14 protein-coding genes are annotated in these 13,119 nt (G+C 72.7%); 2 read left to right on the forward strand and 12 right to left on the reverse strand.

Annotation, left to right across the window (positions count from 1 at the left end; genetic code table 11):
• Both JQT67_RS11930 and JQT67_RS11935 read right to left on the reverse strand, forming a co-directional pair.
• On the reverse strand, positions 1–1,925 hold a 1,925-nt coding region (locus JQT67_RS11930; protein ID WP_208064902.1), incomplete at its 3' end, for a PH domain-containing protein.
• Positions 1,922–2,419 (reverse strand): PH domain-containing protein, encoded by a 498-nt coding sequence (locus JQT67_RS11935; protein WP_307864329.1) that lies wholly within the window; start codon positions 2,417–2,419, stop codon positions 1,922–1,924. The genes JQT67_RS11930 and JQT67_RS11935, both read right to left, overlap by 4 nt.
• 92 nt (positions 2,420–2,511) lie before the next feature.
• Between JQT67_RS11935 and JQT67_RS11940 the strand changes: the two genes are divergently transcribed.
• The gene (locus JQT67_RS11940; protein ID WP_208064918.1) at positions 2,512–3,510 is read left to right on the forward strand and encodes an LCP family protein; all 999 of its coding nucleotides are present in this window, start codon (positions 2,512–2,514) and stop codon (positions 3,508–3,510) included.
• 89 nt (positions 3,511–3,599) lie between these two features.
• Here the strand turns inward: JQT67_RS11940 and JQT67_RS11945 are convergent, their stop codons facing one another.
• The 10 genes from JQT67_RS11945 to tilS form a co-directional block, all read right to left on the reverse strand.
• On the reverse strand, positions 3,600–4,070 hold the full coding sequence (locus tag JQT67_RS11945; protein ID WP_208064920.1) for a DUF3180 family protein: 471 nt from the start codon (positions 4,068–4,070) through the stop codon (positions 3,600–3,602).
• Positions 4,067–4,567, reverse strand: a complete 501-nt coding sequence (gene folK / locus JQT67_RS11950; protein WP_208064922.1) for a 2-amino-4-hydroxy-6-hydroxymethyldihydropteridine diphosphokinase — start codon at positions 4,565–4,567, stop codon at positions 4,067–4,069. The genes JQT67_RS11945 and folK overlap by 4 nt, the downstream gene beginning before the upstream one ends.
• Positions 4,564–5,775 carry a dihydropteroate synthase gene (gene folP / locus JQT67_RS11955; protein WP_208064924.1) on the reverse strand — a complete coding sequence of 404 codons (1,212 nt, stop codon included), beginning with the start codon at positions 5,773–5,775 and terminating at the stop codon, positions 4,564–4,566. Before folP ends, folK begins: the two co-directional genes overlap by 4 nt.
• A gap of 2 nt (positions 5,776–5,777) precedes the next feature.
• Complete coding sequence (gene folE / locus JQT67_RS11960) at positions 5,778–6,344, reverse strand: GTP cyclohydrolase I FolE (protein ID WP_208064926.1); 567 nt, start codon at positions 6,342–6,344, stop codon at positions 5,778–5,780.
• Complete coding sequence (ftsH, locus tag JQT67_RS11965; RefSeq protein ID WP_208064929.1) at positions 6,344–8,323, reverse strand: ATP-dependent zinc metalloprotease FtsH; 1,980 nt, start codon at positions 8,321–8,323, stop codon at positions 6,344–6,346. The genes folE and ftsH overlap by 1 nt, the downstream gene beginning before the upstream one ends.
• Positions 8,324–8,385: 62 nt before the next feature.
• Positions 8,386–9,114, reverse strand: coding sequence for a hypothetical protein (locus tag JQT67_RS11970; protein WP_208064931.1), 729 nt, complete (start codon positions 9,112–9,114; stop codon positions 8,386–8,388).
• 56 nt (positions 9,115–9,170) lie between these two features.
• Positions 9,171–9,728, reverse strand: coding sequence for a hypoxanthine phosphoribosyltransferase (hpt, locus tag JQT67_RS11975; RefSeq protein WP_208064932.1), 558 nt, complete (start codon positions 9,726–9,728; stop codon positions 9,171–9,173).
• A gap of 67 nt (positions 9,729–9,795) precedes the next feature.
• Positions 9,796–10,548, reverse strand: coding sequence for a hypothetical protein (locus tag JQT67_RS11980; RefSeq protein ID WP_208064934.1), 753 nt, complete (start codon positions 10,546–10,548; stop codon positions 9,796–9,798).
• A gap of 211 nt (positions 10,549–10,759) precedes the next feature.
• The gene (locus JQT67_RS11985) at positions 10,760–11,311 is read right to left on the reverse strand and encodes a hypothetical protein (protein ID WP_208064936.1); all 552 of its coding nucleotides are present in this window, start codon (positions 11,309–11,311) and stop codon (positions 10,760–10,762) included.
• A 110-nt stretch (positions 11,312–11,421) separates the two neighbouring features.
• Positions 11,422–12,414, reverse strand: coding sequence for a tRNA lysidine(34) synthetase TilS (tilS, locus tag JQT67_RS11990; RefSeq protein ID WP_208064938.1), 993 nt, complete (start codon positions 12,412–12,414; stop codon positions 11,422–11,424).
• Positions 12,415–12,461: 47 nt separating this feature from the next.
• On the opposite strand from tilS, the gene JQT67_RS11995 reads away from it, so the two are divergent.
• Positions 12,462–13,007, forward strand: a complete 546-nt coding sequence (locus JQT67_RS11995) for an inorganic diphosphatase (protein ID WP_279537699.1) — start codon at positions 12,462–12,464, stop codon at positions 13,005–13,007.
• Positions 13,008–13,119 lie beyond the last annotated feature (112 nt).

The raw sequence follows: 13,119 nt of genomic DNA on the forward strand, positions 1-13,119 counted from the left end.
GGCGGCGCCGGCCACGGCTGCTGCTGCGCGGGCGGCGCCGGCCACGGCTGCTGCTGCGCGGGCGCCGCCGGCCAGGGAGGCTGCTGCTGCGCCGGCTGCGGCGGCCACGGCTGCCGCGCGGGCCCAGGCGCGCCGGTCCACCCGGCGCCCGCGGGGGCCGACGGCGCGAACGGCTGGCCGGGGGCACCCGGGCCGCTTGGCGCCGCCATGAGGCCATCCTGCACCGCGGGCGCGGTCTCGAGCACGGCGTTGCGCGAGAGCGCGCTCGCCCACGACTCCGACGCATCCCGCTCGATCGCGACCTTGATCGAGCGCATCGCGTGCTCGAAGAGCTCGCTCGCGTCGCGCTGATCGATCGCGCCGATGCCGGGCGAGAATGCGCTGTCGGGCACGTGGAACTGCACGCGCGCGAGCCGCGCGAGTCCGTAGATCGGGCCCTGCTGCACCGCGACCGACTGCACTCGCGCTTGCGGCACGATCTGCAGCGAGCGCCAGATGCGCCCCATGCGCAGCAGGAACGCGGCGTCGTGCACGTGGAAGCCGTTGCGCTTGACGGAGAACCACCGGAAGGCCCGCGCTCGCGGCGGGCTCACGACGAACGCGTCGGGCGCCTGGCCGAAGATGCCCGCGTCGATGAGCGGCGAGTGCGCGAGCTCGGGCAGCACGAGCCCGACGACGGTGCGCACGTCGCGCAGGTCGCCCACCGGCAGCAGGTAGTTCGCCATCTGCCCCGTGCCGCTCTGTCCCGAGCCGTCAGCCTTCATCTTGCCGGCGCGCGTGAACGTCACCTGCCACCAGCCGAACGGTCGCCACAGCAGCGGCTGCTTGATCTGCAGCGCGAAGATGCGGCCGGGCGGGATGATCTCGGTCGTCGTCGATGCGAGCCCGTAGGCGAGCCGGATGCCGTCGGGCGTCGCGGCGATCGAGTAGCGCAGCTTCGAGCCGAGCGACTTCATGCCGGCGACGAAGAAGGCGAACGCGCCGGGCAGGAGCGCGAACACCGCCCACCACTGCTGGAACCCGACGATCACGACGAGCGTCACGACGAGGTAGGCCACCGCCCACGCGATCGTGCCGTCGAGCAGCGACGAGAGCGCTATGCGCTTGACCGGGATGCGCACGAGCGAGTCGGGCGCGAGGTGCGCGATCTCGGCGTCCGGGCGCAGGATGTCGTCGACGACCGAGGCTCCGCCCGCGGCTCCGCGCTCGGCGGCGAGCCGCTCGGCGTCGGCGGCCGAGCGGCCCGACGCGCGGTCCATGATCTGGTACCGCAGCGCATCCGCCACCGACGAGCTCAAGTAGTTGAGGTCGACGTTCGAGTCGTTGCCCGCCTGCTGCACCTCGAACTTGCACGCGCCGAGCAGCCGCGCGAACCACGGCTTCTGGATGTTGATCGCCTGGATGCGCGCGAGCGGCGCCCGCCGGTGCTTCTTGACGAGGATGCCCTGCTCGACCTCGACCGCGTCGCCCGTGATGCGGAAGCGGTGCACGCGCCACGCGACCCAGAAGAGCACGACGCACACCACGACGAGCGCGATGACGCCGAGCAGCACCCACAGCAGCTGCTCGACGATGAAGTCGCCGAAGGGGTCCTCGTTGAACTCGTCGAACTCGTCCGGCACGAACGTCGCGAGCACGCGGTCGCGGAACGTCGAGATGAGGATGCCGAGCACGATGATGAGCGCGAGGCCGCCGCGCAGCAGCGGCGTCGCGGGGTGCAGCCGGTGCCACTCGCCGTCGACGAGCTCGATGGCCTTCTGGTGCGCCTGCTGCTGCGTGCTCGGAGCGGCGCCCGGGCCCGGCTGCTGCTGGGCGCCGGAGGCGGGCGGATGCGTCGGGCCGGCCTGCTGTTGCCAGCCCTGCGCGGGCTGGGGCTGCTGCCACCCCGCCGGCGGGCCGGGGCGCTGCTGCTGCGGGTCGGTCACAGGCCGGCCCGTCGCGACTCGGAGACGTCGACGAGGTGGTCGCGCAGCTCCTCCGCCGTCGAGCCGGGCATGCCGGGGATCGTGATCGCGCTCGAGGCGGCGGCGGTGACGAACTTGAGGGTCTTGAGCCCGAACATCCGCTCGATCGGGCCCTGCGTGATGTCGACGATCTGCATGCGGCCGTAGGGCACGGCGACGAAGCGGCGGAAGAGCATGCCACGGCGCACGAGCAGGTCGTCGGCGCGCTGCAGGTAGCCGATGGTGCGGGTGCGCAGGAACGCCCACACGGCGCTCACGATCGAGAGCACGACCGCGGCCGCGATCGGGATCCACCCCCAGGGCATCGGCAGCTGCTGGTCGTTCGCGAACCAGATCGGCACGGTCACGCCGATGCCGAGCACCGCCCAGCCGATCACGTTGCCGATCGAGTCGACGAGGGCGTAGCGCATGCTGACGCGCTGCCACTCGCCGGGGACGTCCAGGCGCTCGGCCACAGTTCCTCCTCTGCCGGTTCCTCCGGCGGTCGATCCAGGCGTGGCCAGGCTAGCCGCCCCGGGGCCGACGGGCCGTCTGGGATACTCGTCGGATGACGACCGACACCGAGCAGCGCAAGCGCCACCCGGGCCGATGGATCGCCGTCGGCATCGTCGGGGTCATCGTGCTGGCGCTCCTCGCCGCGATCGGCTGGTACTTCCTGCGGGTCAACCCCTCGCTCCAGCAGGTCGAGACGATCGAGACGGCCTTCCCCGAGGAATCCCTGCGGCCGACGGTCGAGCCGGTCGAGGGCAACGCCCCCGTCAACGTGCTGCTGCTCGGCAGCGACTCGCGCGCGACCGACGGCTCGCTGCTCACGGGCCTCGGCGACCGCGCCGACACCATCCTCGTCGCCCACATCCCGCCCGACCGCGAGACGGTGCAGATCATGTCGATCATGCGCGACTCGTGGGTCGAGATCCCCGGCCACCCGGGCATGCGCAAGGTCAACGCGGCGCTCGCGCTCGGCGGGGTGCCGCTCATGGTGCAGACGGTCGAGGGCATCATCGACCAGCGCATCGACCACGTCGCGGTGATCGACTTCGAGGGGTTCAAGGGGCTCACGACCGCGCTCGGCGGCGTGACGCTGCAGAACGACATCGCCTTCAGCGAGGGCGCCTACTCGTTCCCCGCCGGCGAGATCACCGTCGAGGGCGACGCGGCGCTCGCCTACGTGCGCGCCCGCTACCCCTTCAGCGACGGCGACTACCAGCGCGCCCACAACCAGCGGGCGCTCCTGCGCGGCGCGATCGAGCAGCTCATGACGCGCGAGAACCTCACGAACCCGGACCGGCTCGCGGGCATCTTCGCGACCGTCTCGCCGCACATGGCGATCACCGACACGCTCTCGCTGCCCGTCGGCGTCCAGCTCGCGACGCAGATGGCGCAGCTCGACTCCTCGCGCGTGCAGACCTTCACGATGCCGACGCTCGGCACCGGCATGGAGGGCTCGCAATCTGTCGTCTACGTCAACTGGGACGGGGTCGAGCAGATCCGCGAGGCGTTCGACGCGGAGTCGATGACCTCGTTCCAGCCGGCTCCCGAGCGTTGAGCCGGGGGCGCACAAGTCGGCGAAGCCGACTTCTGCGCGCAGGGCTCAAGGCCGAGTGGCGCGCCGCAGGCGCGCGTACCGAGGCCCCCTCAGGCGGGCTCAGGCGCGGACGCGCTCGGCGCCGCCTCGTCGTCATCGGGCGGCAGCACGCACCACGACTCGGCGACGAGCCCCGCGACGAGCTGCAGCACGCCCCCGACGAGCACGACGCCGAGCGCGACGAGCGCCTGCTCGGCGACGACCGAGCGGGTCGCGAAGAAGCCGATCGCGCCGAGCGCGGCGCCGGCGAGCAGCGCCCCGAGGGTCGAGGATGCCTTCGCGAAGCCGAGCACGCCGGTCGCGTGCCGGTAGTCGATGCGCCGCTTGCCGCGCCCCGCTTGCCGCACCGGCCACGCGGCGATGAGCAGCACGCCGCCGAGCACCGCGAGGGCGGGACCGAGCGTGAGCGGCGGCACGAGCGCCGCGCGGCCGGTCATGACGAGCATCGCCTCGAGCAGCCAGCCCGCGAGCGCGGCCGCGACGACGAGCAGGCCGACGACGAGCGGGCTCGTGCGCGTCACGGCAGCTTCCACGCATCGCCGTGCGCGTAGTCCGCGAGCTCGGCGATCGGCCCGTGGCCGGGGATCGAGGCGCGGGGCTCGACCTCGAGCCACGGCTGCAGCACGAACTGCCGCTCGTGCGCCCGCGGGTGCGGGATGACGAGCCGATCCTCGGCGTGCTCCATCTCTCCGATCGCGACGATGTCGATGTCGATCGTGCGGCTCCCCCACCGCTGCGAGCGCTCGCGGCCGAGCGCCGCCTCGACGGCCTGCACGGCGTCGAGCAGGTCGATGGGCTCCATCGTCGTGCCGACGATGACGACGATGTTCACGTAGTCGGGCGAGAGGCCCTCGCCGTCAGGGTGCCACGAGGGCGACTCCCACGCGCTCGAGCGGAGCAGCACCCGGATGCCGTCGATCGCGTCGAGGGCGCGCACGGCCGCGTCGATGGTCGCGACCCGGTCGCCGAGGTTGGCGCCGAGCGAGAGGACGGCGCGGCGCTCGAGCTGGAGCCTCATCGGATGCCCTCCCGGTGCCGGAGCCGACCGCGGCCGAGCGAGACCGACACGTCGCCGAACGGCACGTCGATCGGCGCGCTCGGCTTGTGCACCGTGACGTGGGCGTGGTCGACGCGGCGGTCCTCGAGGCACACGCGCGCGATCCGGTCGGCGAGCGTCTCGATGAGGTCGACGGGATCGCGCTCGACCGCGGCGACGATGCGCTCGGCGAGCTCGCCGTAGTGCACGGTGCGGGCGACGTCGTCGCTCGCGACCGCGTCGCGCACGTCGAGGGCGAGCTCGACGTCGATCACGAACTCCTGGCCGTCGCGGCGCTCCTCCGGCAGCACGCCGTGGTGACCGCGGGCGCGGATGCCCCGCAGCGCGATGGTGCCCGCGAGCCGCTCGACGTCGCCGGTCGCGTCGTCCCAGCCCGGGCCATCGGCGCGCTCGACCGCCGCGAGCGCGCGCAGCGCCGACACGGTCGAGGCGACGTCGTGCACGCGCAGCGCGTGTGCGCCGCGCTGCGCCGCGAGCAGCGAGGTCGCGGCTGTCGGCGCGTCGCGCTCCTCGACGGGTGCGCCCTCGGGCAGCAGCGCGCCGAGGAAGCGCTTGCGGCTCGTGCCGACGAGCACCGGGAGGCCGAGCTCGATGACGCGATGGAGGTTCGCGAGCAGCCGCCAGTTGTCGCCCGGCTCCTTCGAGAAGCCGAAGCCGGGGTCGACGATGATGCGCTCGCGCGGGATGCCGGCCGCGACCGCGGCCTCGACGCGCGCGGCGAGGTGCTCGACGACGTCGGCGACGACGTCGTCGTAGCGCGTGTCCTGCGTCACGTCGATGCCGCGCGAGTGCATGAGCACGATGCTCGCGCCGCCCTCGGCGACCGCGTCGAGCATCCCCTCGTCGTGCAGGCCCGCGGTGACGTCGTTGACGATCTCTGCTCCCGCGGCGACGACGGCGCGAGCGGTGGATGCGTGGATGGTGTCGACCGAGACGCGCACGCCCTCGCGCACGAGCTCCTCGACGACCGGCAGGATGCGCGAGAGCTCCTCGGCGGGATCGATCGGGTCGGCGCCGGGCCTCGTCGACTCGCCCCCGATGTCGATGACGTCGGCGCCCTGCGCGCGGAGCCTGCGCGCGTGCGCGATCGCCGCGCCCGGGTCGACGTAGCGGCCGCCGTCGCTGAACGAGTCGGGCGTGACGTTGAGGATGCCCCACACCTCGGTCATCGCTACCTCCGCTCCCCGATGAGGGCCATGATCTCAGCCCGCTCGATCGGCTCGGCGAGCCGGCCGCGGCTCGCGACCGTCACCGTCGACGAGTTGACCTGCCGCGACCCGCGCGCGCCGACGCATCCGTGGACCGCGTCGACGACGACGAGCACGCCCTCGGGCTCGAGGCCCGCGACGAGCGCGTCGGCGATCTCGTCGGTGAGCCGCTCCTGGATCTGCGGCCGCGAGGCGATCGTCTCGACGACGCGCGGGATGCGGCCGAGGCCGACGATCCGGTCGCCGGGCAGGTAGGCGACGTGCGCGATGCCGGTGAACGGCAGCAGGTGGTGCTCGCACATCGAGCGGAACTCGATGTCGCGCAGCAGCACCATCTCGCCCCGCTCGCCCGCGAGGTCCGCGGTGTCGAGGTGGGCCGACGCATCCTCGCCGACGCCCGCGAAGTACTCGGCGTACGCCTCCGCGACCCGGCGCGGCGTCTCGGCGAGGCCGGGCCGCGCGGGGTCGTCGCCGATCGCCGCGAGCAGCTCGCGCACGGCCGCGGCGACGCGCGTCCGGTCGACCGCCATCAGCCCGCGGGCTCGGTGGCGACGTCGGGCTCGACGACCTCGTCGACGTGCTGCGACACCGGCAGCTCGATCGGCGGCCGGTCGCTCACCGGCCGGTCGGGGTGCGAGAGCCACTGCGGCCGCTCGGGCAGCTTCTCGACGTCGGCGAAGATCTCGGCGAGCGCGAGGTGGTCGAGCGTCTCGCGCTCGAGGAGCTCGCCGGCCAGGCGGTCGAGCACGTCGCGGTTCTGGTTGAGCACTTGCCACGCCTCGGTGTGCGCCTGCTCGATGAGCGCGCGCACCTCGCGGTCGACGGCCTCGGAGAGCGACGGCGAGTAGTCGCGGCCGCCGCCCATGTCGCGGCCGAAGAAGGCCTCCGACTGGTTGCTGCCGAGCTTGACGGCGCCGATCGCCGCGGTCATGCCGTACTCGGTCACCATCTTGCGGGCGATGCCGGTCGCCTTCTCGATGTCGTTGCCGGCGCCGGTCGTCGGGTCGTGGAAGACGATCTCCTCGGCGACGCGGCCGCCCATCGCGTAGGTGAGCTGATCGAGCAGCTCGTTGCGGGTGACGGAGTACTTGTCGTTGACGGGCAGCACCATCGTGTAGCCGAGGGCGCGGCCGCGGGGCAGGATCGTCACCTTCGTGACGGGGTCGGAGTGCCGCATCGCCGCCGCCGCGAGCGCGTGGCCGCCCTCGTGGTAGGCGGTGATGAGCCGCTCCTTGTCGTTCATGACGCGCGTGCGGCGCTGGGGGCCCGCCATGACGCGGTCGACGGCCTCGTCGAGCGCCTCGTCGGTGATCTGCGTCGCGTTGCCGCGCGCGGTGAGGAGCGCCGCCTCGTTGAGGACGTTCGCGAGGTCGGCGCCCGTGAAGCCGGGCGTCTTCCGCGCGAGCACCGACAGGTCGACGCCGGCGGCGATCGGCTTGCCCTTCGCGTGCACCTTGAGGATCGTCTCGCGGCCCTTCATGTCGGGGGCGTCGACGCCGATCTGGCGGTCGAAGCGGCCCGGGCGCAGGAGCGCGGGGTCGAGGATGTCGGGGCGGTTCGTCGCGGCGATGAGGATGACGTTCGTCTTGACGTCGAAGCCGTCCATCTCGACGAGCAGCTGGTTGAGCGTCTGCTCGCGCTCGTCGTGCCCGCCGCCGAGGCCCGCGCCGCGCTGACGGCCGACGGCGTCGATCTCGTCGACGAAGATGATCGCCGGCGCGTTCTCCTTCGCCTGCTCGAAGAGGTCGCGCACGCGGCTCGCGCCGACGCCGACGAACATCTCGACGAAGTCGGAGCCGGAGATCGAGTAGAACGGCACGCCGGCTTCGCCCGCGACGGCGCGCGCGAGGAGCGTCTTGCCCGTGCCGGGAGGGCCGTAGAGCAGCACGCCCTTCGGGATGCGCGCGCCGACCGCCTGGAACTTCGACGGGTCCTGCAGGAACTCCTTGATCTCGCCGAGCTCCTCGACCGCCTCGTCGGCGCCCGCGACGTCGGCGAACTTCACCTGCGGCATGTCTTTCGAGATGAGCTGGGCCTTCGACTTGCCGAACTGCATCACGCCGCGGTTGCCGCCCGAGAGGCGGGTCATGAAGAAGTAGAAGAGCGCGCCGAGCAGCAGCACGGGCAGCAGGATGCTGAACAGCGACAGCAGCCAGTTGGCCTGCGGCACCTCGTCGATGTAGCCGTTCTCGGGATCCGCCTCGGTGATGGCGTCGACGAGCTCCTCGCCGCGCGGCGCGACGTAGTAGAACTGCACCCGCTCGCCGTACTCCTCGTGCGGCTCGGTGAGGATGAGGTCGACGCGCTGCTCGCCGTCGACGATGCGCGCCTGCGCGACGTCGCCGTCGGCGATGAGCTGCATGCCGACGTCGGTCTGCACGGGCCGGTACTGCGGCGTCATGAAGAAGCTGAACGCGATGCCGACGATCAGGAGCGCGATCACGATCCACGGGATCGGTCCGCGCAAGAACCTCTTGAAGCCCTTGTCCTTGTCCTTCTCAGTCGCCATTCGGACAGGCTATCGCCGCAGTCGGTGCGCCCATCCCGTGTTCGCTGTGGGCGGGCTGGCCGCTATCCCTCGAGCAGCTCGAGCGACATGACGATCGCTCGGAGCGTCGCGTACTCGGGGTCGGCGACGTACTGCTGCGCGGCGTCGAGCGAGGCCACGGCCCACGGCGAGCCGTCGCCCGAGCCGCTCGCGACGACCTCGGAGCCGAACGAGACGATGCCCGCGGGCGTCTCGATCGCGTTCACGATCGGGCACTGCGGCCGCTGCGCCGCGTCGGCCGGCAGCAGCCCCATGCTGAAGACCCACTGGTCGCCGAGCTGCAGCGCTGCGGCGCCGTACGCGGCGCCGGCGACGCCGTCGATCGCGACCTCCTGCCGGTCGAGGCCGAGCGTGCGCCAGGCGACCGGCGTGCCGGCAGCGTCGACGCACGTGCCGTCGCCCGTGTCGGGGTCCTCGGCGTAGCCGAGCTGCCGCTGCCCCGCGGGGCTGAGGACCTCGAGCCCGCCCGGCGCCTCGGCGACGGTCCACTCGGCCGGGATGCGGAAGGTCGCGCTGCCGCTCGGCACGGGGACCTGCTGCCAACCGGTCGTGTCGACCCCGGCGATCTCGGCCGGCAGCGACGACTCGATCTCGGGCGGCGCCTCGGCCGCGGGCGCCGTCGGCGGCGGCGCGGTGATGCCGGGAGGGATCGACGGCCCGGGCGCCGGCTCCTCCGAGGCGCTGCATCCCGCGAGCGCGAGCGCCGCCGTGACGAGGACGAGCGGCACGAGCGGGCGATGGAGCGGCTTCACCCCTCCATGATCGCAAACGCGAGCGACCCCGCGGCTGGGAGCACGCATCCGCCTCTCTACTCGCCGGAGTAGACGTGCGGCGCGAGCACGCCGATGCCGCGCATGTTGCGGTACTTCTCGGCGTAGTCGAGGCCGTAGCCGATGACGAACTCGTTGGGGATGTCGAAGCCGCAGTACTTGACGTCGACCTGCACCTTGAGCGCGTCGGGCTTGCGCAGCATCGTGCAGATCTCGACGGAGGCGGCGCCGCGCGACTCGAGGTTGGCTCGCAGCCACGAGAGGGTGAGGCCCGAGTCGATGATGTCCTCGACGATGAGCACGTGGCGCCCCGTGAGGTCGGTGTCGAGGTCCTTCAGGATGCGGACGACGCCCGAGGAGACGGTGCCGGAGCCGTAGGACGAGACGGCCATCCAATCCATCTCGATGTGGCGGTGCAGGGCGCGCGCCAGGTCGGCCATCACCATGACGGCGCCGCGCAGGACGCCGACGAGCAGCAGGTCCTTGCCCTCGTAGTCGGCCTCGATCTCGCGCGCGAGCTCCTGGAGCTTCGCGTGGAGCTCCTCCTCGGTGATGAGAGTCTTGGCGAGGTCGGCCTCGACGTGGCTGAAGTCCATCTGCGCTCCTGGCGGTCGGCGTGGGGGTGGCTCCAACCTACCGGCGCGCGCTACCGACGCGCGGCGGTCAGCGGTGCTCGAACGAGCCCAGCACCTCGCGGATCGCGAGGTACTCATCGGAATCGAGGTACGCGCGAGCAGCCGCGAAGTCGGCGAACTGCGGGTACGACATCCCCTCGTCGTCGACGATCTGCAGCAGCAGGTAGTCGTAGCCACCCGGGGCGTCGTCCCCATGCAGCGCGAGGATCCCGGGCTCGCACGCGGCTTGCGCGTCGTTCTGGGAGACGCCAGCGGCGAACGTGACTTCGCCGGTTCCATCCTTGAAGGCGAGCGACACAACGGCGGCCCCAGAACCGACGACGAGCTCAGGCAGCGGCGTCACCTCGAACACCTCGGTCTCGGGTCGCTCGCAGGGCCAGAAGTCGGTCGCGTACTGGCCGCCGCTCGCGATCGCCTCGAACCGCAGCATCGGTGTGCCGGACGCGTCGCGCACCAGCCCGCGGTAGTCCGTCCACTCCGCGCGCCCCTCGACCACTTCCGCGTCGATCTCGGCCGTCCAGCCGTCAGGGATCCGCCAGCTGGTGCGGCCGTCGCCGACCTCGACCGTCGTCCAGGCGGCCGGCTCCTCCTCGGGCTCGGCGGTGGGCGTCGGCTCAGCGGCGGCCGTGCCGCTCGGCGCGGGAGCGGCAGCGCTCGGCGAAGGCACAGCGTCCGCCCGCTCGAGCGCGCGGCTCGCGCACGCGCTCAGTCCGAGCAGTACCGCCGCCGCGAGGGTCGCGGCGCAGAGCCGACCGCTGATCGTGCGCCGGTGATGGGGCATCGTCGTTCCTCCCGAAGGGCGCGGTGCCCGTCGCACCGTCATGCCGATTCTGATGGCTGGGCGGCGCCGAGCGCGTCACGATCTGGCAACGACCGCTGTGTCGGGCGCCAACGGCGACGAGGACCAGTCGACGGCCCTCGTGCGACGCCCGCATGAGCGGTCGCCGCTGCGGCCGCCGTCACCGCCTGGCGGTCGGCCCGCGCGCGGCAGATCACGTCCGGTAGGAGCCGAGGATCTCGACGATGGTGGCATACTCGTCGGTCTCCATGTACGAGCCCGCGTCGTCGAGGGAGTCGATGGTCCAGAGCGACGGCTCGACGGCGAGCACCTCGAGCGGGCGCAGCTCGCCGCACGGGCCACCGCCGATGTCGACGAAGTCGTGCATCGCGAGCAGCTGCTGCCCGTTCAGTGCGGTGAGCGTCGCCGAATCCATCCAGCGCTCGTGCGGAACCTGCACATCCGTGCGTTCAGCATCCGGCGCGAAGAGCTCCGACTCGGCCTCGAGGGTCCAGCGCGGCGGACAGCGGAACGAGACGCTGCCGCGTTCGGTCGCGAACGCGAGCCAGTCGCCCGTGTCGACGGCGCGCGCATCGCCCGACGCGGTCGGGCTCGCGCTCGCGACGGGAGCTGCGGAAGCCGCGGGATCGGCGTGCGGCGTCGCGAGCGCGCTCGGCTCCGCCTGCGCACCAGCCGCACATCCGGTCAGCAGCAGCGCACCGAGCGCGGCGACGAGCGCGCGGTCGCGCGCGGGATGAGCGGTCACGGTCGTCCTCGCGACCGACGGAGCGCATCCGCACGCCGTCATGCTCAGCATCAAGCGTCCCTCACCCGGGGCGGATCACAGTTCCGCAACGAAGCGCGGACCGCGCTGCGTCAGGCCGCGACGAAGACGAGCCGGCGGCCTTCGCGCGAGACCCGGATGCCGGGGAGGTGGATCGGGCCCTGGCCGTGCCAGTCGGTGACGAGGCGCGAGACCTCGAGCGTCTGCTGCCGCGTGAGCGCGGTGTGGAACTCGCTCTGCACCGCGAGTCGGATGATGCGCTGGCGGAGGGCCGGCGGGTTCGCGCCGAGGCCGCCGACGTCGAGCGAGAGGCCGCCCTCGGCGTGCTCGACGAGGTCGCCGATCTGCTCCTGCGCGAAGTGGGCGAGCGCCTCGGCGTCCTCGCGCAGCGTGTCGGCGGTGCGGGTCAGGGCGAGCGCCACTCCGCCGCCGAGCACCTCGTCGAGCATCGGCAGCACCCGGTGCCGCACCCGCACGCGCAGGAACCGCTCGTCGTCGTTGTGCGGGTCGCTCCACGGCTCGAGGCCCTGGTCGCGGCACGCCTGGTGCGTCGTCGCGCGCCGCACCTGCAGCAGCGGCCGGCGCAGGAAGCCGATGCGCGGGTGCATGCCCCACAGGCTCTCGGGGCCGGAGCCGCGCGCGAGCCCGATGAGCACGGTCTCCGCCTGGTCGTCGAGCGTGTGGCCGAGCAGCACGGCGGATGCGCCGGCGTCCTTCCGCGCCTTGAGGAGCGCCGCGTAGCGCGCCTGGCGCGCGGCCGCCTCGGGGCTCCCGTCGGGCGCGACCTGCACGGGCACGACGCGCACGGGGTCGAGGCCGAGCTCGCGCGCCTGCGCGGCCGCGCGCTCGGCGATGTCGGCGCTGCCCGGCTGCAGCTGGTGGTCGACGACGACGGCGCCGGCCCGCAGACCGGCGCGCTGCGCCTCGAAGGCGGTCGCCCCCGCGAGGGCGAGCGAGTCGGCGCCGCCCGAGAGCGCGACGAGCACGAGCGCTCCCTCGGGGAGGTCGGCGATCGCCTCGCGCACCGCCCGGCGCACGTCGGCGACGGCAGGCGTCAGCCGCGGTCGACGGTCGCTTTCGGGCATGAAGTAACCTTATGCCGATTCCTCACCCCCACGAGAAGGAGCCGCTCTTGGCCGCCTACGACGTCGTCATCGAGATCCCCAAGGGGAGCCGCAACAAGTACGAGGTCGATCACGAGACGGGCCGCGTCTACCTCGACCGGGTGCTGTTCACGACCTTCGTCTACCCGACGGACTACGGCTTCTTCGAGGGCACGCTCGGCCTCGACGGCGACCCGGTCGACGCGCTCGTGCTGCTCGAGTACCCGGTGCCGCCGGGCGTCTTCGTGCGCGTGCGCCCCGTCGGCCAGCTCAACATGGAGGACGACGGCGGCATCGACACGAAGGTCATCTGCGTGCTCGAGAAGGACCCGCGCTGGGCCCACATCCAGGACATCGGCGACGTGCCGCAGCAGATCCGCAACGAGATCGAGCACTTCTTCCTGCACTACAAGGACCTCGAGCCCGGCAAGTGGGCGAAGCTCGGCGACTGGGAGGGCGCGGAGGCCGCGGAGGCGACCGTGCAGGCCGGCCTCGCCGCCTTCGACGCCGAGCACGGCGACCAGAGCGGCGAGGGCGTCGAGAAGCCCGAGGGCGGGCGCGACGTCACCGACTGACGCACCACGACGCGAAGAGGGGCGCACCGCGAGGTGCGCCCCTCTTCGCGTCCCTGCTCTTGACTGGCGCCGGCGGCGATCGAGTGGCGCCTCCCGTCGCTGAGTGGCGCCG

This window comes from Agrococcus sp. TF02-05 (genome assembly GCF_017565345.1).
GTDB lineage: Bacteria > Actinomycetota > Actinomycetes > Actinomycetales > Microbacteriaceae > Agrococcus > Agrococcus pavilionensis.